This is a genomic window from Haladaptatus sp. DYF46 (assembly GCF_021083305.1).
Lineage (GTDB): Archaea > Halobacteriota > Halobacteria > Halobacteriales > Haladaptataceae > Haladaptatus.
The window spans coordinates 1,479,311-1,500,155 of sequence record NZ_JAJFAY010000001.1 but is presented as its reverse complement, the minus strand read 5'-3'; the positions used below and the strand labels follow the sequence as shown (position 1 = coordinate 1,500,155).

General features: G+C 64.7%; 18 protein-coding genes. 10 read left to right on the top strand and 8 right to left on the bottom strand.

Going from position 1 to position 20,845, the window contains the following annotated elements:
• Positions 1-65: 65 nt before the first annotated feature.
• Positions 66-1,139, bottom strand: a complete 1,074-nt coding sequence (locus LJF34_RS08275; RefSeq protein ID WP_231184425.1) for a guanosine monophosphate reductase — start codon at positions 1,137-1,139, stop codon at positions 66-68.
• A 104-nt stretch (positions 1,140-1,243) separates the two neighbouring features.
• On the opposite strand from LJF34_RS08275, the gene LJF34_RS08270 reads away from it, so the two are divergent.
• A complete protein-coding gene (locus LJF34_RS08270) occupies positions 1,244-1,561 on the top strand; it encodes an antibiotic biosynthesis monooxygenase family protein (protein ID WP_231184423.1) in 318 nt (105 codons plus the stop codon).
• A gap of 69 nt (positions 1,562-1,630) precedes the next feature.
• Complete coding sequence (gene mutS / locus LJF34_RS08265; protein WP_231184422.1) at positions 1,631-4,279, top strand: DNA mismatch repair protein MutS; 2,649 nt, start codon at positions 1,631-1,633, stop codon at positions 4,277-4,279.
• A 12-nt stretch (positions 4,280-4,291) separates the two neighbouring features.
• Here the strand turns inward: mutS and nucS are convergent, their stop codons facing one another.
• Positions 4,292-5,005, bottom strand: a complete 714-nt coding sequence (nucS, locus tag LJF34_RS08260; RefSeq protein ID WP_231185054.1) for an endonuclease NucS — start codon at positions 5,003-5,005, stop codon at positions 4,292-4,294.
• Between the two features lie 59 nt (positions 5,006-5,064).
• Positions 5,065-5,574 carry a DUF6735 family protein gene (locus LJF34_RS08255; protein ID WP_231184421.1) on the bottom strand — a complete coding sequence of 170 codons (510 nt, stop codon included), beginning with the start codon at positions 5,572-5,574 and terminating at the stop codon, positions 5,065-5,067.
• A 138-nt stretch (positions 5,575-5,712) separates the two neighbouring features.
• On the opposite strand from LJF34_RS08255, the gene LJF34_RS08250 reads away from it, so the two are divergent.
• Entirely contained in the window at positions 5,713-7,581 is a 1,869-nt protein-coding gene (locus LJF34_RS08250; RefSeq protein ID WP_231184420.1) for a glycoside hydrolase family 15 protein, read from the top strand.
• Positions 7,582-7,659: 78 nt separating this feature from the next.
• A complete protein-coding gene (locus tag LJF34_RS08245; RefSeq protein ID WP_231184419.1) occupies positions 7,660-8,001 on the top strand; it encodes a hypothetical protein in 342 nt (113 codons plus the stop codon).
• A 23-nt stretch (positions 8,002-8,024) separates the two neighbouring features.
• On the opposite strand, the gene LJF34_RS08240 is transcribed toward LJF34_RS08245, so the two are convergent.
• Complete coding sequence (locus tag LJF34_RS08240) at positions 8,025-8,789, bottom strand: NAD(P)-dependent oxidoreductase (protein WP_231184418.1); 765 nt, start codon at positions 8,787-8,789, stop codon at positions 8,025-8,027.
• 156 nt (positions 8,790-8,945) lie between these two features.
• Here LJF34_RS08240 and LJF34_RS08235 point away from each other — a divergent pair, with 156 nt between their 5' ends.
• A complete protein-coding gene (locus LJF34_RS08235) occupies positions 8,946-9,167 on the top strand; it encodes a 30S ribosomal protein S17e (RefSeq protein WP_231184417.1) in 222 nt (73 codons plus the stop codon).
• A gap of 16 nt (positions 9,168-9,183) precedes the next feature.
• On the opposite strand, the gene LJF34_RS08230 is transcribed toward LJF34_RS08235, so the two are convergent.
• The gene (locus LJF34_RS08230) at positions 9,184-10,380 is read right to left on the bottom strand and encodes an MFS transporter (protein WP_231184416.1); all 1,197 of its coding nucleotides are present in this window, start codon (positions 10,378-10,380) and stop codon (positions 9,184-9,186) included.
• 110 nt (positions 10,381-10,490) lie between these two features.
• On the opposite strand from LJF34_RS08230, the gene LJF34_RS08225 reads away from it, so the two are divergent.
• The gene (locus LJF34_RS08225) at positions 10,491-11,471 is read left to right on the top strand and encodes a hypothetical protein (protein WP_231184415.1); all 981 of its coding nucleotides are present in this window, start codon (positions 10,491-10,493) and stop codon (positions 11,469-11,471) included.
• On the opposite strand, the gene LJF34_RS08220 is transcribed toward LJF34_RS08225, so the two are convergent.
• From LJF34_RS08220 to LJF34_RS08210, 3 genes are all read right to left on the bottom strand, one after another.
• Positions 11,458-13,287 carry a prolyl oligopeptidase family serine peptidase gene (locus LJF34_RS08220; RefSeq protein WP_231184413.1) on the bottom strand — a complete coding sequence of 610 codons (1,830 nt, stop codon included), beginning with the start codon at positions 13,285-13,287 and terminating at the stop codon, positions 11,458-11,460. The genes LJF34_RS08225 and LJF34_RS08220 overlap by 14 nt on opposite strands.
• 165 nt (positions 13,288-13,452) lie before the next feature.
• Entirely contained in the window at positions 13,453-15,600 is a 2,148-nt protein-coding gene (gene katG / locus LJF34_RS08215; protein WP_231184412.1) for a catalase/peroxidase HPI, read from the bottom strand.
• 337 nt (positions 15,601-15,937) lie between these two features.
• A complete protein-coding gene (locus LJF34_RS08210; RefSeq protein WP_231184411.1) occupies positions 15,938-16,219 on the bottom strand; it encodes a hypothetical protein in 282 nt (93 codons plus the stop codon).
• Positions 16,220-16,325: 106 nt separating this feature from the next.
• On the opposite strand from LJF34_RS08210, the gene LJF34_RS08205 reads away from it, so the two are divergent.
• The 4 genes from LJF34_RS08205 to ilvD all read left to right on the top strand — a co-directional run bounded on the left by LJF34_RS08205 (position 16,326) and on the right by ilvD (position 20,820).
• The gene (locus LJF34_RS08205; RefSeq protein WP_231184410.1) at positions 16,326-17,210 is read left to right on the top strand and encodes a sulfurtransferase; all 885 of its coding nucleotides are present in this window, start codon (positions 16,326-16,328) and stop codon (positions 17,208-17,210) included.
• Positions 17,211-17,283: 73 nt separating this feature from the next.
• Entirely contained in the window at positions 17,284-17,514 is a 231-nt protein-coding gene (locus tag LJF34_RS08200) for a hypothetical protein (RefSeq protein WP_231184409.1), read from the top strand.
• A gap of 91 nt (positions 17,515-17,605) precedes the next feature.
• Positions 17,606-18,985 (top strand): FAD-dependent monooxygenase, encoded by a 1,380-nt coding sequence (locus LJF34_RS08195; protein ID WP_231184408.1) that lies wholly within the window; start codon positions 17,606-17,608, stop codon positions 18,983-18,985.
• Between the two features lie 83 nt (positions 18,986-19,068).
• The gene (ilvD, locus tag LJF34_RS08190) at positions 19,069-20,820 is read left to right on the top strand and encodes a dihydroxy-acid dehydratase (protein WP_231184407.1); all 1,752 of its coding nucleotides are present in this window, start codon (positions 19,069-19,071) and stop codon (positions 20,818-20,820) included.
• Positions 20,821-20,845 lie beyond the last annotated feature (25 nt).

The window sequence follows — 20,845 nt, the reverse complement described above, 5'->3', positions numbered from 1 at the left end:
AGAGTGGCCGTGTCGCTCCACCAGCGCGCGCCATATCGAAAATCGAAATGCGCGACGTATGGGGATTACTGCAACGGGGCCAGCGCTTCCTTCTCCGCTTCCGTTTTCACGTCCGCGAAGACCGAATGAGCGCCTTCCCGTTCCCGCGCGCTCGGGGCGACTCGGATGAACTGGGCGTTCTCCCGTGCGGCGGCGATGTCGTGGCCGCCGCAGTAGCTGAGTCCCGAGCGGATTCCGGCGAGGAAGGTTTCGGTTTCGTCGGCAAGCGGGCCTTTGTACGCGGTGAGGCCTTCGATTCCCTCGTCGGCGTCGGGGGTCAGGTCCTTGTCGGTGCGGTTCGCGTTCGCGGCGGTGGAGGCCATGCCGCGGGAGCGCTTGAACGTCCGCCCGTCCACGGTCACGGTTTCGCCGGGTGCTTCCTCGGTTCCGGCGAAGAAGCTTCCCATCATCACCGTGTCGGCACCGGCCATGAGCGCCTTCACTGCGTCGCCGGAGGTGCGGATACCGCCGTCGGCGACGATAGGGATTCCCAACTCGTCCGCCCGCTCCGAGCAGTCGTCCACGGCGGTCAGTTGGGGGACGCCCGCACCGGCGACTTTCCGGGTCGTGCAGTGCGAACCGGGACCCACGCCGACCTTCACGCCGTCCGCGCCCGCGGAGTAGAGGTCCGAGACGGCTTCGGGCGTGACGACGTTTCCGGCGACGAGTTCGGCGTCCGGGAACTCCGCCTTGATTTCGGACACGGCGTCCAGACAGCGCTCCATGTGACCGTGGGCGACGTCCACCATGACGCAGTCCACGCCCGCATCGAGCGTGGCCTCCGTCCGGTCGATGAACTCCTCGTTGATGCCGACGGCGGCACCGACCCGTCCACCGGCCGTTTTCACCGAACGGACCTGTTCGGCCTGTTCCTCGATGCCCATGAAGCGGTGGATCGTGCCGAGACCGCCCATCTCGGCGAGCGCGCTCGCGGCGTCCGTCTCGGTGACGGTGTCCATCGGCGCGGAGAGAACCGGCGCGTCGAGTTCGAGGTTCGGCGTCAGATTCGTCGTGAGAGAGACGTTGCTCCGGCTATCGACCGGGGAGCGTTGCGGAACGAGCAGTACATCGCCGTACGAGAGGCCTGTCCTGATGTCCATCGGTAACCTTCACTTCCGAGAGGCCGACTCCACTTAACTCCACTGGAAACGGACGGAAGCGGTCGGCAGGAGCGTATTTCCGTCGGTGTGACGAAGACGATTCGATGACGACTATCGACACGGAAACGGACGTAACGACCCTCATCAACGTATTCACGGTGGCTCCCGAGCGACAGGACGAACTCGTTTCCCTCCTCGCCGACGCCACCGAGGAGACCATGCGCCACCTCCCCGGTTTCGTCTCCGCGAACATCCACCGAAGCCGGGACGGAGAACGGGTCGTCAACTACGCCCAGTGGGAGAGCGAAGCCGCCTACGAGGCCATCTTCGAGCGCCCCGACGTGCGCGAACACATGGATGGGGCGCTCGAACTCGCCACGGCGGATTACCACCTCTACGACGTGGCCTTCACGGACGAATAGTAGACCGAATTCGGAAACTCGCGCCCCGATTCCGGTGGCTTATTGCCGTGCGGGAACTGGGTCACACCCATGGACGCGGCGTTGGGGGCACCCGAGAAGATGGCCGAACACAGCGACGAGCTGACGCCGATGATGCGCCAGTACTTCGAGCTGTGTCGCCGGTACGACGATTCGATGGTACTGTTTCAGGTCGGCGACTTCTACGAGACGTTCTGCGAGGCGGCCGAGCGCTGTTCGAGGATTCTCGAAATCACGCTCACGCAACGCGAGGACAACACGGGGACGTATCCGATGGCCGGAATTCCCATCGACAACGCCGAATCGTACATCGAGGCGCTGTTGGAGGCGGGCTATCGCGTCGCGGTTGCGGACCAAGTGCAGGACCCGGCCGACGCCTCGGGCGTGGTCGAACGCGCCGTCACCCGCGTCGTCACGCCAGGTACGCTGACCGAGGACGAACTGCTCCACGGCGACGACAACAACTTCGTCGCCAGCCTCGCCCACGACGACGGCTACGGCCTCGCCGTCCTCGACGTTTCGACGGGGGACTTCTACGCGACGACGGTCGAAACCGAGGGCGAAGTCCGTAACGAAGTGGAGCGGTTCGCGCCCACGGAAGCCATCGTCGCCCCCGCGTTCGATGCGAACGATACGCCGACGCCCGACGTGTTCGACGCGGACTGCATGGTGACGGAGTACGAGGGTGCCACGTTCGGCATCGACGGCGCGAGCGACCTCGTTTCCGACTACTTCGGCCCGCCGGACCGGTTGCTCGCCACCGACGCCGAAATCCGGGCCTGCGGCGCGCTCCTCTCCTACGCCGAGTACGTCCGCGGCGGCGAAGGGGCAATTGACGAGGAAGGAAGCGAAAACGTCGCGGACACCCGACTCGACTATCTCAACCACCTCACGCGCTACGACCCGCGCTCGTACATGCTGTTGGACGCGGTCGCGCTCACGAGCCTCGAACTCTTCTCCCCCCGTGCCGTCCACGGTCGGGAGGAAGCAACCCTCGTCGGCGTTTTGGACGAAACGGCGTGCGCCCTCGGGAGTCGCAAACTCACGGATTGGCTTCGCCGCCCCCTGCTGGAACGCGACCGCATCGAGGACCGACTCGACGCCGTTGAGGAGTGGACGACCGCGGTGCAGGCACGCGAGGAGGTTCACGACCTGCTTCGAAACGTCTACGACATCGAACGCCTCATCTCGCGCGTCTCGCGTGGTCGGGCCAACGCCCGCGATTTGCGCTCGCTGAAGGCGACGCTCGACGTGGTTCCCGACATCGTCGAGGCGATGGAAGGCGTCGAATCGCCGAAGCTCCGAACGCTCCACGCGAATCTGGACGAGATGGCCGACGTGCGCGACCGAATCGGCCGCGCGATCCCCGAGGAACCCCCCATCGAAATCACCGAGGGCGGCGTCATCAAGTCGGGCTACGACGACGAACTCGACACCCTCCGCGAGACGGAACGCTCGGGCAAGGCGTGGATAGACGACCTCGAAGCGAGCGAACGCGAGCGGACGGGCGTCGGATCGCTCAAGGTCGGCTACAATCAGGTCCACGGCTACTACATCGAAGTCACCGACCCGAACCTCGACAAGGTGCCCGAGGACTACACGCGACGGCAGACCTTGAAAAATTCGGAGCGGTTCTACACGCCCGAACTCAAGGAGCGCGAGGACGAAATCGTCCGTGCCGAACAGCGCGCCGACGAGTTGGAGTACGACCTCTTCTGCGAGGTTCGCGAGGCCGTCGCCGAGGAATCCGAACGAGTGCAGTCGCTCGCCGAGACGCTGGCCGAACTCGACACCCTCGTCGCGCTGGCCGAAGTCGCCGCGAAGCACGGCTACGCGCGTCCCGAAATCGTTCCCGAGGGAATCGAGATTCGAAACGGCCGCCATCCCGTCGTCGAGCGAACCCAATCCTCGTTCGTCCCGAACGACACCCACCTCGACCACGACACGCTGGCGGTCATCACCGGGCCGAACATGGCCGGGAAATCGACGTACATGCGGCAGGTCGCGCTCGTCTCCATCCTCGCACAGATCGGCAGCTTCGTGCCAGCCGACGAAGCCCACCTCGAACTGGTGGACCGCGTGTTCACCCGCGTCGGCGCAAGCGACGACATCGCGGGCGGCCGTTCGACGTTCATGGTCGAGATGACCGAACTCGCGGACATCCTCCGCGACGCGACGGACCGGTCGCTGATTCTGTTGGACGAGGTGGGTCGCGGAACGAGTACGACGGACGGGTTCGCCATCGCCCGGTCGGTGACCGAGCACGTCCACGACGAAATCGGCGCGAAGACGCTCTTCGCGACGCACCACCACGACCTCACCGCCGTCGCCGACGAACTCCCGAACGCCACGAACCTCCACTTCGGCGCGACGGAGCGGGACGGCGACGTCGTCTTCGAACACCACATCTCCGAAGGTGCGACGATGGCGTCCTACGGCGTCGAAGTCGCGGGACTCGCAGGTGTTCCGGAGACGGTCATTCGACGCTCGAAGGAGTTGCTGGCCGAAAGCGAGGATGTGGATGCGGCGGAGGAAGCTTCCGATTCCCGAGATACCGACTCGACCGACTCCGCCCCCTCTTGGTCCGCCTCGTCCGTTTCGGACGACGTACTGGCCGAACTCCGACGAACCAACGTCGCCGATACGACGCCGCTCGAAGCGTTGCAACTGCTCGATAGGCTGAAAAGGCAGTTGGATTGAGATACCGCTGTTTTACGGTTCCAACGGGACGAACTCCAAGCCGCTTTCGGCGAGCATGTTGCGGGCGCGCTCCGTCACTGACGGCGCGACGAGGACGCCGCGAACCTCGGCCTCTGCGTGCAGGTCACGGTGGAGGGCGTCCACGTAGCGCCGGAGTTGCCCCACCGCATCCGGACCGACGCGCCGCCGTTTGAGTTCGACGACCATCGTGATTCCGTCGGCGTCCTTGCCGTAGATGTCGATGGCACCCGCCGCCGTCTGGCGCTCGGTTGCGAGCGGCGTGAACCCGGCTTCCACGAGGTCCGGGTCGTCCAAGATTCGCTGGCGGAGGTCCTCCTCTGTTCCCGCGAGCGACAGCTCCTTCGCGTCGGCCACGTCGAACGCCGACACCTGTACGAGGCGTTCGAACTGGACTTCGAGCGATTCGCTGGGGTTCGTTCGCCGACTGCCGACGCGGAGCTGGCCGTCCACGAGTTCGGCGGCGAGGATGCCGCCCGGCGGTTGCCAGTTCACCGGTTTCTGTCCCTCCTCGGTGTGGACGAGCGTGGTTCCGTCGGGTTTGAGGACGACGAGGCGGTCGCCCGGTCCGAGATAGCTCTCCGCGCGTCCGTCGTAGTCGACGGTACAACGGCCGAACAGGGTCACGAGGTCGCCCCGTTCCACGGCCGTCTCGACGTGTGCCAGCGCCTCGCCGTGCGTCGGCCGTCGAAGCGTGGCGGGGTCCATGTCGTTCGTCTGCGTCACTGCCGGATGGTAGATGGTAGTCGGATAAAAACCGATTGCCATCAGCGCACGGAAATCACCTCCCGACGGCTTCCCGTCCACTCGCTGACGCGTGCGTCGAGGTAGTCGTGTACCTCCGGTTCGTCGAGGGCCTCGCGACAAACCATGTCCCGAACTACCGCTCTCGTCGCGCGAAACCATCGACGGGCGCGTTCGGCATCGTTCTCAGAATCCACCTCGACGAGGACGCCAGCGTGCGGTTCGTCGTCCGTGGTGCCGAACCACAGCGGGAGGAACGCGGTGACGTCCCACGCGAGAGAGACGACGTAGAACGCCTCGTACGCCCGGTAATCGAACGTGGCGGCATCTTCGAACGACAGCGCCCGTTCTCGGGGCGTCGGGTCGATGGCCGGGGTCCATCGGTTCGGGTTTCGTTTTCCGTTGCCGTCAGCAAACGGCGTTTCCGCCGCGATTTCGTGGCGCAGTGCGAGGTCCGTCGCACCCCAATGGGCGTAGTGGCGGTCGTAGCGGCCGTCCGGTCGCTCGTAGGCGACGAGTGCTCGGTGTCCCACGGTGGCCCGGAGTGCCCCCGTCATCGCATAAAAACGTACGCCGACCCGGCCCGAATATGAACGGTGATCCGCCCAAAGCTTCAATTCGCTTCTCGGTCGAATTGTCAGTATGACGCAGTTTTTCGGAGGTGCGAAACGGTGACTCGCTACCCCTCCCTCGAACGGTACGGACTCATCGGCAATCTGGAGACCTGTGCGCTGGTGAACGACGAGGGCGAAATCGAGTGGCTCCCCATGCCCCACGTCGAATCATCGAGCTCGTTCGCGAGCCTCTTGGACGCCGATGACGGCGGCTACTGGCGGATTCAGCCCACCGAACCGTTCGACGCGGAACAGTCGTATCTGGACGAAACGAACGTGTTGCGGACGACGTTCGAGACGGCTTCCGGCACGGTGTGCGTCCTCGATTTCATGCCCGTTCGGGAGGACGGAATAGAGCGTGCCGTCTACCGCAAGGTGGCGTCCGTCGAGGGGAGCGTCGAACTCGAACTGACGTTCGAGCCACGACTCGATTACGCCCGCGGGGAGACGTTCGTGGAGTCCGTCGAGAACGGGATTCGAGTTACGGACGATGGTAGCGGAACGGACGATGAGGAGTTCATCTTCCTCTCGGGCGGCGTCGGGTTCGAGGTGGACGAAGCGACGGCGCGCGCCACGTGGTCGGTGTCGGCGGACGAACCGACGTGGTTCGTGCTGTCCCACGAGGAGACGAGGGAGGCGGTCTCGGAGGACTGTGAGGAACGACTCCATCGAACCGTCGAGTTCTGGCACGACTGGGCGCATTCCTGCGCGGACGTCTGTACGTTCAGCGGAGTGGCACACGACCTCGCGATTCGGTCGGGGCTGGTGCTCAAACTGCTCACCCACCGCGAAACGGGGGCCATCTGTGCCGCACCGACCACCTCGCTCCCGGAGAACCCCGGCGGGGTACGAAACTGGGACTACCGCTACAACTGGATTCGCGACGCCGCGTTCACGATTCAGGCGCTCGCCAACCTCGGCCACACCGCCGAGGCCGACGCGTATCTCGATTGGTTTCTCAATCTCAGCCACGCCGAGCATCCGACCCAACTCCAACCGCTGTACGGACTGCACGGCGACCCCGACCTGACGGAGCGAACGCTCGACCACCTCTCGGGTTACCGCGATTCGACCCCGGTTCGCGTCGGCAACGCGGCGAAGGATCAGCGACAACTCGACGTGTTCGGCGAACTCCTCTTGGCGATATTCGAAACCGCCGAACCCGACGACTTCTCGTCCCACGACTGGGACGCGATTCGCGGCATCGTCGAACACGTCTGCGACGTGTGGGACGACCCCGACGCGGGAATCTGGGAGGTCCGCGGCGGCCCTCGCCACTTCGTCCACTCGAAGGTGATGTGCTGGGTCGCCATCGACCGCGGCCTGCGAATCGCCGACGAGTGGGAGTTCGACGCCCCGACCGCAGAATGGGAGGAAACCCGCGACATGATTCGCGGCGAACTCCTCGAACGCGGGTACGACGACGAGGTCGGGAGTTTTACCCAATCCTACGACTCGAAATCGCTCGACGCCACGGCGTTGTTGATTCCCATCGTCGGCTTTCTTCCGTTCGACGACGAGCGGGTGCAGAACACCATCGACGCCGTCCGCGACCGCCTCGAAGCGGACGACGACGGCCTCGTTCGTCGCTACAACGGTACGGACGGCCTGCCGGGGGAGGAGGGAACCTTCGTCATCTGCTCGTTCTGGCTCGTCTCCGCGCTGGCGCTCTCCGGACGCGTCGACGAGGCGCGCGACGTGTTCGAATCGGTTTGTGACCACTCGAGCCCGCTCGGCCTCCTCGCCGAGGAAATCGACCCGGAGTCGGGGCGGTTGCTGGGGAACTATCCGCAGGCGTTCAGTCACGTCGGGTTGGTCAACGGGGCGCTGTATCTCGGCATGGCGGAACGCGGGGAGAACCCCCATCCGAAAACCATCGGCGCACGACGGCAGTCCGACGGTCCACCGCAAATGGAGGAGCGTTGAACGGGGCTGTCGCGGCCGACAGCCCCTGTCACGGCCGACCGGACGCGACGTAAAGCCGTTCGAATACGTACGGATGGTATGGATGAAACACCGCTACCGACCGCACCGACACCGTCGGTGTGGTTCGCCCGTCCGACGCTTCTCCTGTTCGCCTTCCTCGCGCTCACGTCGCAACTGCCCGCCGTCCTCGACATCTACAGCTCCCTCCTCTGGCGGCTTCTGTTCATCCCGTCGTATCTGGTGATGCTCTTCCTCTACGACGCTCCGTGGGGGCTGGAAAACGCGGCCTACGCCCTCGATGGAGTCATTGGCGGCGGAGAGACGCTGTGGGTGGTCGGACTGTTCGTCACGTACTACCTGTTCGCGGTCGTCGTGACGTGGCTGGGGCGACGGCTGACGGGCGTTCGCCCGACCGAGTAGGTCGGTTTCGTATCCATGAACCCTCAGTCGAGGACTTCCGCCGCGTCGTCCCGTGGGCGGTAGCCCAACGCACGCTCGGTCCAGAGGAGCGAGAGGAATCGCTCGTCGTTCCGGGAAGTGGCGTGGGCGGTGACGGTCGGTTCCGGGAGGTCCGCCGTGACGGCGGCGTGAATCACGTCGCGACAGTCCCGCGGACTGAGCCACATGGCGCGAGCGAATCGAGCGTATTCCTCCGGTTCGTCCTGCGTTTCCCGAAGCTCCGCCTCGGGGATGAGCCAGCCGATTCGGAGGTTGACGACCTCGATACCGTAGCGGTCGGCGTAGTAGGTTCCCAGCGCCTCGCCGGTCACTTTGCTCACGCCGTAGTAGGAGTCCGGGCGCGGCGGATCGTCGTGGTATATCGGTTCGGCCGTGTCGGACGTCATGGTCTCCGTTTTGGTCTTGTCCGCCGCGTTGTACATCCCGACGGCGTGGTTCGAGGAGGCGAAGACGACCCGCCGAATCCCGTGTTCGCGCGCCGCTTCGAAGACGTTCCGCGTCCCCTCGATGTTCACGTCCACGGTGCTCCGCCAGTCCGCATCAGGTGACGGGTTCGCGGCGAGGTGTACCACAACGTCGTGACCGGACAACGCATCCGAGAGCGCGTCGTAGTCCGTCACGTCACAGAGGACGCTGTCGATGTCGTCGTGTTCGCTGTGAGTGAGCGGCGTCACGTCGAACCCTTCGAGGGCGGAAAGCGACTCCCTCCCGACGTTGCCGCCGGCACCCGTCACTGCGATTCGTGTCACGTCAGCGACGTTGGTTCCCGATGCCCCTATAATCCTCGGTCGGTCGGGGTCGATAAATCAACGGGTGGTGCAGTCCATCGGACTGACGATTTTACCCCGTTTTCCGGTCGCGGCGGCACCCCAACGGTTTTGCCGGAGTGGGTTGACGACGTTCCAATGCCAGTCCAACCAGATTACGTGAAGAAAGTGGGCGGTATCCTGTTGGAGCGATACCCGAACGCGTTCACCGACGATTTCGACCGGAACAAGGAGAGTGTGACCGTCCTGACGAACGTCGATTCGAAGAGCGTCCGCAACAAAATCGCGGGGTACATCACGAGGCGGGACGGGGAACCGCCGCGAACGGTCGAGAGGGACCAGTCACGTCCCGTCGAGTGAACTCGGTGCGTGTTTCTCACGACGTACTGGTCGTTTCCGTCCCCGCTTGGACGGGCGACCCCCAGAGGGCGACCAGCGCGAGTCCGACGAGGACCACGACCCCGACGGCAGCGACGGTGACCAGCGGCGAATACGCGTCGGCGGCGAACCCACCGACGAGAGTGAGGGGAAGCCGTAGCGCCGCGTAGGCCATCGACGCGGCCGAGAGGATGGTCGCCCGTCCGACCGACTCCGAGTGGTCGTTGATGTACTGGTTGACCAGCGGTCGGAGGAGCGTGTTCGACCCCGTTCGGGCGACGAACATCGGGAGGGCGAGGAGGGGCGCGAACACCGGCAGAACGAACGAGACACAGAGGAGTACGGGGACGAGCAGGGTCGTCGTTCGGAGTCCGACGGTTTCCTCTATCGCTCCGGCGTAGTAGCTCACCCCCGCGGAGACGAGCGTGAACCCGGCATACAGCGGCCCCATGAGTTCGACTGGAATCCCGAGCGGACCCGTCGCGATGGGTTGGACGTAGCTCTCGACCACCCCGACCGCGGCGAAGAACAGCGCCACGTAGACCACGAACGACCGAAGCGGAGGAACCGAAAGGTGACGACGGATGACGCCGACGGCGTCGGAGGGGGACAGGACGTCGTCGCTGTCGGCGTCGCCGTATCCTCGATTTCGGGGGAGCGTCGACAGCACGACGACGCCAGCGCCGTTCAGCACGCCGGAGGCGAGAAACGGTAATCGCGGGTCGAGTTCGTACAGCACGCCGCCGCCGAGCACCGTGACGACCGTCACCGCGCGATTGACGGCCATGCCACGGCCGCGGACGCGGGCGAACTCGTCCGCGTCGAGTTCGGCGCGGAGGTGGTCGTAGAGCCACGCGTCGTCGCTCCCGGAGCGAAAGACGAGCGCGAGCGTCCAGAGCACGTACAGCACCGCGAGCGCGAGGAACGACCGTGCAACGACGAAGCCGAGAATGGAGAGCGTCATACAGACCGAACTGATGACGAGACTGTCACGGCGGCCGATTCGGTCGCCGACGTAGCCCGTCGGTATCTCTCCGACGATGGTCAGCGTCGTGTACAGCGTACTCAGCAGCGCGATTTGCGTGTAATCGAGGTTGCGGTACAGGAGGAACAGGGTGAATATCGGCGAGAAGAACCCGAACGAGACGGTCGCTTGGTAGCAGTAGTATTTGTAGATGGCCGAAAGGCGAGACATCGAATCGGGATTCGGACGAGAGACGGTAAACAGTTTCCTGAAACGCACTCCTGTAGAAAAATTGTTACTGGATCCACAGATTCAGGCGGGTGGAAGACGTAATACTATTCATGAGACTGTACGCTGCGATGCGAAACGGCCTGTTCGTCCTCGATGAAAACGGAACCTCCTCCGTTCGATTGACGGACCATGATTTGCAGTGCGTCGCTGCGACGGGTGAACGGGTCTTCTGTGGCACGTTCGACGCCGGTCTCTTCCGAAGCGAGGACGGCGGCGACTCGTTCGAATCGGTCGGCGAGGGGACGATTCCCGAGTCGGTGATGTCGCTCGCCGTCGACCCCTCCGACCCGGACACCGTGTGGGTCGGCACGGAACCCAGTGCGGTCTATCGAAGCACGGACGGCGGCGACTCGTGGGACCACCGCGACGGACTGACCGACCTGCCCTCCGAACCGAACTGGTCCTTTCCGCCCCGCCCCCACACCCACCACGTCCGGTGGATCGAACCCGACCCGTACGACCCGGACCACCTCTACGTCGGCATCGAAGCGGGAGCGCTCGTCCAGACGTACGACGCGGGCGAGACGTGGGAGGACAAGGTGCCGACCGCCCGCATCGACAACCACTCCTTGACGACTCATCCCGACGCGCCGGGACAGGTCTGGTCCGCCGCCGGAGACGGCTACGCCGAATCCGAAAACGGGGGCGAGACGTGGGAGTACCCGCAGGGGGGTCTCGACCGCCGCTACTGCTGGAGCGTCGCCCTCGCACCGGACGACCCGGACACCGTCCTCCTCTCCAGCGCGACGGGGCCGCGAACCGCCCACAACGTCGATTCCGCGGACTCCATCGTCTCGCGGAAACGGGACGGCGAACCGTGGAAGCGATTGGAGGGCCTTCCGACCGGGGAGGGCGTTACCCGGACCGTCTTCCAGTCGGGCGACTCGGGCGGGGAACTGTACGCCGTCAACAACCGCGGCATCTACCGAACCGAGGACGCCGGAACGACGTGGGAAGCGGTTGGCGACGAGTGGCCGACCGAGTTCGAGCGGACGACGGCGCACGGATTGGCGGTCGTCAGCGGGCGCTGACGTCCTTCCTCGTCGCCACCCGACGGTCGAGGAACTCGGCCACGAGTTCCATCGACCGAATCTTCTGTTCGATGTCGGTGCTGCCGTGTCCCTCCTCGCCGAGTTCCTCGTACTCGAAGTCGCCGTTTTCGCCCTCCTCGAAGCCGTCTTCTTCCAGCGCGTTGCGGAAGTGTCTCGCTTGGGAAACCGGCACCCGTCGGTCGTTGACGCCGTGGACCATCAGGAGCGGCGAACCGAGGTTTTCGGTGTACTCGACGGGACTTCGCTCCCGGTAGAGGTCGTGGTTCTCTTCGGGGTCGCCGAGGTACTTCTCCATCAGTCCGGTCTGGAAGTGCGGCATGGTGTTCTCGTACATGTCGTGGAGGTCGGTGACGCCGACCCACGCGATACCCGCGGTGTACAGTTCGGGATATCGGACCATCTGCCAGTAGGCGCTGTAGCCGCCGTAGGAGCCGCCGTACACGAGGAGTGCGTCCTCGTCTATCCAGTCCTTGTCGCGGAGCCATCGCGCTCCCTCGGCGACGTCGTCCTGTTCGCCGCCGCCCCAGTCGCCGATGAGTCGCTCTTTGAATTCGCGTCCGCGACCCGCCGACCCACGATAGTTGATTTCGAGGACCGAGTAGCCGCGGCTCAGGAAGAACTGCGTCCGCCGCTTGAAGTTCCGCTGGTCCTGTACCGGCGGGCCGCCATGGACCTTCACGACCGCTTTGGACGGGCGTTCGCCGGAGTCGTAGAGCAGGCCACCGATTTCGGTTCCGTCGTGCGACTCGAACGTCACGTACTCCGCGTCGGTGAACGACTCGGGGTCGACGTCGTCGTAGACCGGTTCGAGGAGCGTTTCGGTTTCGCCCGATTCGATGTCGTGGACGAGCAGCGCGGGGCGTTGTGTCGGCGTCGTCTGCTCGACCAGTACGCGTCCGTCGCCGAGGAGGGCGGCGTCACCGTATTCGGGGAACGACGCCACGCCCGTCGGCAGGTCGAGTTCCGTCGCGGTTCCGTCGACGTCGTACACCAGTGGAACGACGGCGGCACGGCGCGTCCGAAGCGCGAGGAAGCCGTTTCCGTCGGGGAGGAACGCGACGGCCTCCTCGACGTGCTCGCCGTCGCCGAACCACTCGACCGACTCCGTTTCGAAGTCGTAGATTCCACAGCGCGTCTTGTCGTCCGCGTTGTCCGAGACGAGGAGTTCCGTCCCGTCCGCCGACCAATCCTCGAAGTGGCTCTCGCTGCCGTCGATGCCGAGTTCGAGGTTTCGCGGGTTCGATCCGTCGGCGTCGGCGACGTACACGTCCATGTTGGTCATGTCGTCCGACTCGTTGGTCATGTAGACCATCCGGTCGCCGTCGGGACCGTAGGAGGCGAAATAGACGCCCAACTCGTACTCCGTGAGTTGCTCGTTCGTTTCGGTTTCTCGGTCGTAGCGATAGAGGTTCATCTGCCCGCCGACGCTGCTCACGTAGAGCAGTTTCCCGTCGTGAACGTCGGTGAGCATGCACTGTCCGGAGTCCTCGACGACCGGCGCGGCGTTGCCGTCGAGGTCCATCTCCCAGATGTCGTTTTGCTCGTCGCCCGAATCGTCGAGATGGAAGTAGACGCGTTCGCCGTCCGGTGCCCACATGAACGGATGCCGCGCGTTTCGCGGAACCTCGCCGTCGCTCACCCGCCGCATCTCGCCGGACGCCACGTCGATAACGTGGAGTTCGTTGCGACCGGTGTCGTCGTAGTAGACGGCGACCCGTTCGCCGTCGGGTGACGCCGCCGGATGGTTGAACTCCGGGAGGCGTGCGAGGGCTTCGAGGGAAAACTCTCCTGTCATCGAATATGAATGTGAATCGTCGGCACATTAACCCTTCCCGAAGCGCAGTTCTGTATTGACTCTTACATCTTCGTGCGCGAAATCGAGAACGGAAACGCGCGAACGGCGCGAGAAAAATATCGGCGCGTCGGTTTGCAGCGCCGTCACCGACGACTCGCGACCCGCTTACTCGAGGTCGAAGCGGTCGAGTTTCATCACTTTGCTCCACGCGTCGACGAAGTCGCTCACGAACTTCTCCTCGCCGTCGTCGGCACCGTAGACTTCGGAGACGGCTCGGAGTCGGGAGTTCGAACCGAAGACGAGGTCGAAGCGGGTCGCCTCCCACTCGACTTCGCCCGTCTCCCGGTCGCGAAGCTCGAAGACCCGTTCGTCGTCCGAGACCGGTTCCCACTCGTAGTCCATGCCGAGCAGGGTCTGGAAGAAATCGTTGGTCAGCGTCCCCGGTTCGTCGGTGAAGACGCCGAGGTCGCTGTCCTCGTAGTTCGCGCCGAGCGTGCGCATGCCACCGAGCAGCACCGTCATCTCGGACGCGGTCAGGTTCAGCAGTTCCGACTCGTCGACCAGAATCTCCTCCAGTTTACGGTCGTGCTCCCCGCCGAGGTAGTTACGGAACCCGTCGGCGTCCGGCTTGAGCACGTCGAAGGATTCGACGTCGGTCTGGTCCTGCGTGGCGTCCGTTCGTCCCGGTTCGAACGGAATCTCCACGTCGTATCCGGCGTCGGCAGCCGCCTTCTCGACGGCCGCGGAGCCGCCCAGAACGATCAGGTCGGCGAGCGACACTCTCGTCCCGTCGGACTGCGATTCGTTGAAGTCCTCCTGAATCCCCTCCAGGGTCATCAGCACGCTCTCCAACTGTTCCGGCTCGTTAACTTCCCAGCTCTTCTGCGGTTCGAGGCCAATACGGGCCCCGTTCGCGCCACCGCGCTTGTCGCTGCCGCGGAACGTCGACGCCGACGCCCATGCGGTCTTGACCAGTTCGGAGGTGGACAGTTCGGAGTCGAGAATCTTCCCCTTGAGTTCGTCGACGTCTTCCTCTCCGATGAGGTCGTAGTCGGCTTCGGGCAGCGGGTCCTGCCAGATCATCTCCTCGTCCGGGACCTCCGGACCGAGGAACCGGGACGACGGCCCGAGGTCGCGGTGGATGAGCTTGTACCACGCCTTCGCGAAGGCCTCTTGGAACGCGGCCGGTTCGTCCTGGAAACGTTCGAGGACTTCACGGTAGTCGGGGTCCCTCTTGAGCGCGATGTCGGTCGTGAGCATCATCGGGTCGACCGACTCGTCGGAGTCGTGGGCGTCGGGGACGGTTCCCTTTGCCTCCTCGTCGACCGGCCGCCACTGCCACGCGCCGCCGGGACCCTTGTGGGCTTCCCACTCGTAGTCGAGCAGGTTGTCGATGTAGCCCATGTCCCACTGGATCGGCGCGGTGGTCCACGGCCCTTCGATGCCGCTGGTGATGGTGTCCGGACCCTTCCCTTCGCCGTGGTCGCTATCCCAGCCGAGACCCTGTTCTTCGAGGGGTGCGGCTTCGGGGTCGGGGCCGAGATGGTCGCCGGAGTCCGCGCCGTGGACCTTTCCGAAGGTGTGGCCCCCCGCGATGAGCGCGACCGTCTCCTCGTCGTTCATCGCCATGTTTCCGAACGTCTCGCGGATGTTGTGAGCCGACCCCTCGGTGTCCGGTTCGCCCTGCGGGCCTTCCGGGTTCACGTAGATGAGCCCCATCACGGTGTTACCGAGCGGGTCTTCGAGGTCGCCCTCCTCGTCGAAGCGGTCGAGGGAGGCACCTTCCCATTCGTCCTCGGGACCCCAGTTGACCGCGTCGTCGCCCTTGAACGAATCCTCGCGGCCGCCGGCGAAGCCGAACGTCTCGAAGCCCATCGACTCCAGCGCGACGTTGCCGGTCAGGACGATGAGGTCGCCCCACGAGAGCGCGCGGCCGTACTTCTGCTTGACCGGCCAGAGCAGTCGGCGTGCCCTGTCGAGGTTCACGTTGTCCGGCCAGCTGTTGATGGGGGCGAGACGCTGGCGTCCGCCGGACGCGCCGCCGCGGCCGTCCCAGGTGCGGTACGTCCCTGCGCTGTGCCACGCCATTCGAATGAACAGCGGCCCGTAGTGACCGTAGTCGGCCGGCCACCAGTCTTGGGACGTCGTCATCACGTCCTCGATGTCCGCCTTCACCTCGTCGAGGTCGAGCGACTCGAACGCCTCGGCGTAGTCGAACTCCTCGTCGAGCGGTCCGACATCACGCGCGTTCTCGTCGAGGAGTTCCACCTTCAGGTGGTTTGGCCACCAGTCGTGATTGGTGCCGAGCGTCATCGGGCGACCCCCCGAATCTCCTCGGTGTTGAACTGTGCCATCGTCTCGAAGCAATGGTAGTCCTCTTTCTCGTGATCGGATTCTCCCGTGCCGTGTTTGGGTGTGTCATCGGACATTAACTGGCTCTCCTGTACGTAGAAGATAAGAGGTATTGTTTATAAATTTGCCGCTTATGTTTTCCATTACCGTCCTTCAGTTCTGAATGGCGGTAGTTCAGTTCATATCTATCAAATAATTTTTCCACATTCGTAAAATCAGCGTCGGAAATATAGTCGACTGATACGAGACCGGTGGGAGGAACGGGGCGACTCGGATGGCACGTGTTCCCGTCGAGAGGTCAGCGTGACGGGGCGACGACTTCGCCGTTGCCGCGGTCGGCGGCGCGTCGGGTGGACGTATCGTCGTCGAGCAGTTCGAACAGGTCGCGGAGGTCGGTGTCGGGACCCTCCTCCCGAAGCAGGTCGATGGCGCGGTCGACGTCGTCGATTCGACGCCGGGCGCGGTCGTAGCGCGCTCGAAGTTCGACGTTGGCTTCGGCGATGGCGATTTTTCCCTCGTGAATCGCCTCCCGCGACTCCCGGAGCGTCGAAACCGTTTCGCGTATCGAGGTGCGTGACATGTGCCGAACCACGTCGGGCACGAAAGTAGTCCTGCTGGTAGCGGTGGCTCCGACCCTGCTCGCGCCGGCCGGGAGAGTTTTGCCGCGCGGCGTCGTCCAGAGTTCGATGCCAGAGTACGCAAACGACGTTCTCGTTTCGGCGGATTGGGTGGAAGACCACAGGGAGGAATTCGAGAGCGACGACCCCGGCTATCGACTCGTAGAGGTGAACAGTCCGGAATCGCCGGAGGGGGATTTCCCGTCGCGCTACGACGACGGACACATTCCCGGTGCGATCGGGTTGCACTGGGACGAGGACCTCTCGGACGAAACCGAGCGCGACATCCTGAAGAAAGAGGGCTTCGAGGAGGTTGCAGGCGACGCCGGAATCACGGAGGACTCGACCGTCGTCTTCTACGGCGACGGACACATTCCCAACTGGTTTGCGCTGTACGCCTACTGGGAGTTCAAATACTACGGCCACGAGGACGCCCGCGTGCTGAACGGCGGGAAGGACTACTGGGTCGAAAACGACTACGAACTGACCGAGGAGGTCCCCGACCACTCGGCACAGGAGTACCACGCCCGCGGTCCCTTCGAGAGCATTCGGGCGTACAAGGACGACGTGGACAAGGCCATCGAGTCCGGCCTGCCGCTCGTGGACGTGCGCTCGCCGGAGGAGTTCACGGGCGAGATCATCGCTCCCGAAGGGTTGCAGGAGACGGCCCAGCGCGGCGGCCACATCCCCGGTGCGAGCAGCGTCCCAGTTGCACAGGTTCTCGCCGCCGACGGAACGTTCAAGTCGGCCGACGAACTGCGCGAACTGTACGCCGACCACGACGTGGACGGCGAGGAGTCCATCATCGCCTACTGCCGCGTCGGCGAGCGCTCGTCCATCGAGTGGTTCGCGCTCCACGAACTGCTCGGCTTCGACGACGTGCGCAACTACGACGGGTCGTGGACCGAGTGGGGGAACCTGGTGCGAGCGCCCATCGAAACCGGCGAGGAGTAACTTCTTCTTCCGCCGCCCACGAATCACGACCATCTCCGACCTTCATCGACTCGTCGCGGACCTGTACGACCATTTGGAAGCGACGGCGTCCCTGCCGGTCGCTACCCGTCCGAGTCAGTACCTCGGCGAAGCACAGGCGGTCATCGGGGACGCCAGAGGTGCACCCGAATCGGTCGTGGAAAAGCGCGTCTCACAGGCGGACGATTTGCTCTCACACGTCGACGGGACTGGCAGCGAGGAAGCGGACGAACACGTCGAACGGGCGCGGGAGTTGGTGGACGAAGTTCTCTCCGAACTGAAGTGACCGACGCCGCATCGTCGATCCTCCGACGCTCCTCCTATGGTAGCAGTTAACACACACCTCGGCGAAGCCAACGATGGGGAGGGGTGTCCGCATGACCTTGGCAACCGTTCCACGGTACGACGGCGCAAAACCGACCGACAGGAGCGGGACGGCGGTGGTGATCGGAGCGGGGATGGCCGGTCTGGTTACCGCGCGGGTGCTGACCGATTGGTTCGAGGAGGTCAGGGTCATCGACCGGGATTCGTTCCCAGACGAACCGGTTGCACGGCGTGGCGTACCACAGGGACGCCAACCGCACGCGCTCATGGAGGCCGGGCGGGCGACGCTGGAGGACCTGTTTCCGGGATTCAGCGAGGACGTCGTCTCGGCCGGTGGAACGGTCCTCGATTTCTCCACCGACGTGAACTTCTACAGCGAGGGTGACTTTCTCGCCCACGGACCGAACCGCATGGAGACGATTTCCGCGAGTCGGCCGCTGTTCGAGCAGGTGGCCCGACGCCACGTCTCCGAACTCGACCGGGTGCGGGTGCGCCCGAACTGCCGGTTTACGGAGTACCTCCACGACGACGCGGTGACGACCGTCGAGGGTATCGCCGTCCGCGACGGCACCGAGCGGACGGCGTTACATGCCGATTTGGTGGTCGACGCCACCGGCCGGACGAGCAGAACGCCGAACTGGCTGGTGAGCCACGGATACACGTCGCCGCCGCTCGATACGGTCCGTATCGACGTGACGTACAGCACGACGTTCGTCGACCGACCCCCCGACGACCTCCGGACGTATCTCGTGCCGCCGTCCTCGCCCCGCACTCGCGGTGGCATGGCCGCACCCGTTGAAGGTGACCGCTGGGTGGTGAACATGAACGGCGTCCACGGTGACATTCCGCCGACGGATTTCGGGGAGTTCTCGGAATTCGCGGGGAGCCTTCCCGTCCCCGAACTGAAGCGATTACTCGACGACCACCCGCCGGTTTCCGAGCGCATCGACCGCTACCCGTTCCCGTCAAATCGGCGATACCGCTACGAAAATCTCGACCGATTTCCCGAAGGGCTACTCGTCGTCGGTGACGCCATCGCCAGCTACAATCCGGTGTACGCACAGGGTATGTCGGTGGCCGCGCTCGAAGCGCTGGTACTCCACCACACCGTGTCTGCGGGCGGTTTCGACCGCCTCGCGCTCCGCTTTTTCGACCGCGCCGCGTCGGTCATCGATACCGCGTGGTTGCTGGCGGTCGGGAACGATTTCGGGTTCGAACGAACGATCGGTTCCAAACCACGCGGTACCGATGTCATCGGTCGGTATCTCTCCCGGTTGCTTCGCAAGGCGCACACCGACGACGTGCTGTCCGCCGCGTTCCTTCGAGTGATGACGATGGAGCAACCGCCCACGTCGCTGTTCCGTCCGCCCCTCGCGTGGCGCGTCCTCAAACCGACGGGATTGTCGGTCACGTTCGATGACGTCCCTGCGTGACCGCCGAACCGTGCGACGGATTCGACAGCAAGGTCTGTCGATTCGGGAGGGTTTAACACACCTCGTTACCCATACTCACAGTCATGAGCAACAGTTCAGAGAAGGACGAGTCGTTGCGAAGCAGAGAAGTGACGGAAGGACCGGAACGCGCGCCGCACCGGTCGATGTTCCGCGCGATGGGGTTCGACGACGACGACCTCTCCTCGCCGATGGTGGCGGTGGCGAACCCGGCGGCCGACATCACGCCCTGTAACGTCCACCTGGACGACGTGGCCGGGGCGGCCATCGACGGCGTGAACGAGGCGGGCGGCATGCCCATCGAGTTCGGCACCATCACGATTTCCGACGCCATCTCCATGGGGACCGAGGGGATGAAGGCCAGTCTCATCTCGCGGGAGGTCATCGCCGACAGCGTCGAACTCGTCGCCTTCGGCGAACGCGTGGACGCCCTCGTCACGGTCGCGGGGTGTGACAAGAACCTCCCCGGCATGATGATGGCGGCCATCCGTACCGACCTGCCGACCGTCTTCCTGTACGGCGGGTCGATTCTCCCCGGCGAACACGAAGGGCGGGAAGTAACCGTTCAGAACGTCTTCGAGGGCGTCGGCGCGGTGGCCCACGGCGACATGACCGAGGACGAGTTGGTCGAACTCGAACACGACGCCTGTCCCGGCGCGGGATCCTGCGGCGGGATGTTCACCGCGAACACGATGGCGACCATGAGCGAAACCCTCGGCCTCGCACCCCTCGGTTCGGCCAGTCCGCCCGCCGAATCGCCGGAGCGGTACAAAGTCGCCGAAGGGGCGGGCGAACTCGTGTTGGACGCCGTCGAGAACGACCGCAAACCGTCGGACATCCTGACGCGGGAATCGTTCGAGAACGCCATCACGATGCAGGTGGCGATGGGCGGTTCGACCAACGCCGTGCTTCACCTCCTCGCGCTCGCGGCGGAGGCCGGCATCGAACTCGACATCGACGACTTCGACGAAATATCGCGCCGGACGCCGAAAATCGCCAACCTCCAACCCGGCGGCACGCGGGTCATGAAGGACCTCCACGACGAGGGCGGCATCCCCGTCGTCCTCCGCCGACTGCTCGACGGGGGCTACATCCACGGTAACGCCATGACCGTGACGGGTCGCACAATCGAGGAGGAACTCGACCATCTCGGGAGCGAGGCGAGAAGCGCCTCGGATTCGAGCGGGCAAAGCCCGCGAGGCGGCGAGTCCGACGCCGACTTCCTCCGGCCCGTCGACGACCCGTTCCACGAGGAGGGGGCCATCAAGATCCTGAAGGGCAACCTCTCGCCCGAAGGGTCGGTTCTGAAAGTCACGGGGGAGGACAAGTTCCACCACAGCGGCCCGGCCCGCGTCTTCGAGAACGAGGAGGACGCGATGAAGTACGTTCAAGAGGGCGGCATCGAATCGGGCGACGTGATAGTCATCCGAAACGAGGGGCCGCGCGGCGGTCCCGGCATGCGCGAGATGCTCGGCGTGACGGCGGCCGTCGTCGGACAGGGCCACGAGGACGACGTGGCGCTCCTCACGGACGGGCGGTTCTCCGGCGCGACCCGCGGTCCGATGGTCGGCCACGTCGCCCCGGAGGCCCGCGACGGCGGCCCAATCGCGGTAGTCGAGGACGGCGACGAAGTCGCGGTCGACATACCGAACCGCGAACTCTCCGTGGACCTCTCCGAGGAGGAACTCGACGATCGGTTGGACGACTGGGAACCGAACGACCCGCGGTACACCTCCGGCGTCCTCGCCAAATACGGCGAGACGTTCGGCTCCGCGGCCAACGGCGCGGTGACGAATCCGGGTGCGAAGCGGGAGTGAGCGCCGGTTCGTTTCCGCGAACGAG

Coding starts and splice junctions, on each gene's coding strand:
- LJF34_RS08270 (WP_231184423.1), top strand. CDS start 1,244: ATGACGACTATCGACACGGAAACGGACGTAACGACCCTCATCAACGTA.
- LJF34_RS08230 (WP_231184416.1), bottom strand. CDS start 10,380: ATGTCTCGCCTTTCGGCCATCTACAAATACTACTGCTACCAAGCGACC.
- LJF34_RS08195 (WP_231184408.1), top strand. CDS start 17,606: ATGACCTTGGCAACCGTTCCACGGTACGACGGCGCAAAACCGACCGAC.
- LJF34_RS08235 (WP_231184417.1), top strand. CDS start 8,946: ATGCCAGTCCAACCAGATTACGTGAAGAAAGTGGGCGGTATCCTGTTG.
- LJF34_RS08245 (WP_231184419.1), top strand. CDS start 7,660: ATGGATGAAACACCGCTACCGACCGCACCGACACCGTCGGTGTGGTTC.
- LJF34_RS08220 (WP_231184413.1), bottom strand. CDS start 13,287: ATGACAGGAGAGTTTTCCCTCGAAGCCCTCGCACGCCTCCCGGAGTTC.
- ilvD (WP_231184407.1), top strand. CDS start 19,069: ATGAGCAACAGTTCAGAGAAGGACGAGTCGTTGCGAAGCAGAGAAGTG.
- LJF34_RS08275 (WP_231184425.1), bottom strand. CDS start 1,139: ATGGACATCAGGACAGGCCTCTCGTACGGCGATGTACTGCTCGTTCCG.
- nucS (WP_231185054.1), bottom strand. CDS start 5,005: ATGGACCCCGCCACGCTTCGACGGCCGACGCACGGCGAGGCGCTGGCA.
- LJF34_RS08205 (WP_231184410.1), top strand. CDS start 16,326: ATGCCAGAGTACGCAAACGACGTTCTCGTTTCGGCGGATTGGGTGGAA.
- LJF34_RS08210 (WP_231184411.1), bottom strand. CDS start 16,219: ATGTCACGCACCTCGATACGCGAAACGGTTTCGACGCTCCGGGAGTCG.
- LJF34_RS08225 (WP_231184415.1), top strand. CDS start 10,491: ATGAGACTGTACGCTGCGATGCGAAACGGCCTGTTCGTCCTCGATGAA.
- mutS (WP_231184422.1), top strand. CDS start 1,631: ATGGACGCGGCGTTGGGGGCACCCGAGAAGATGGCCGAACACAGCGAC.
- katG (WP_231184412.1), bottom strand. CDS start 15,600: ATGACGCTCGGCACCAATCACGACTGGTGGCCAAACCACCTGAAGGTG.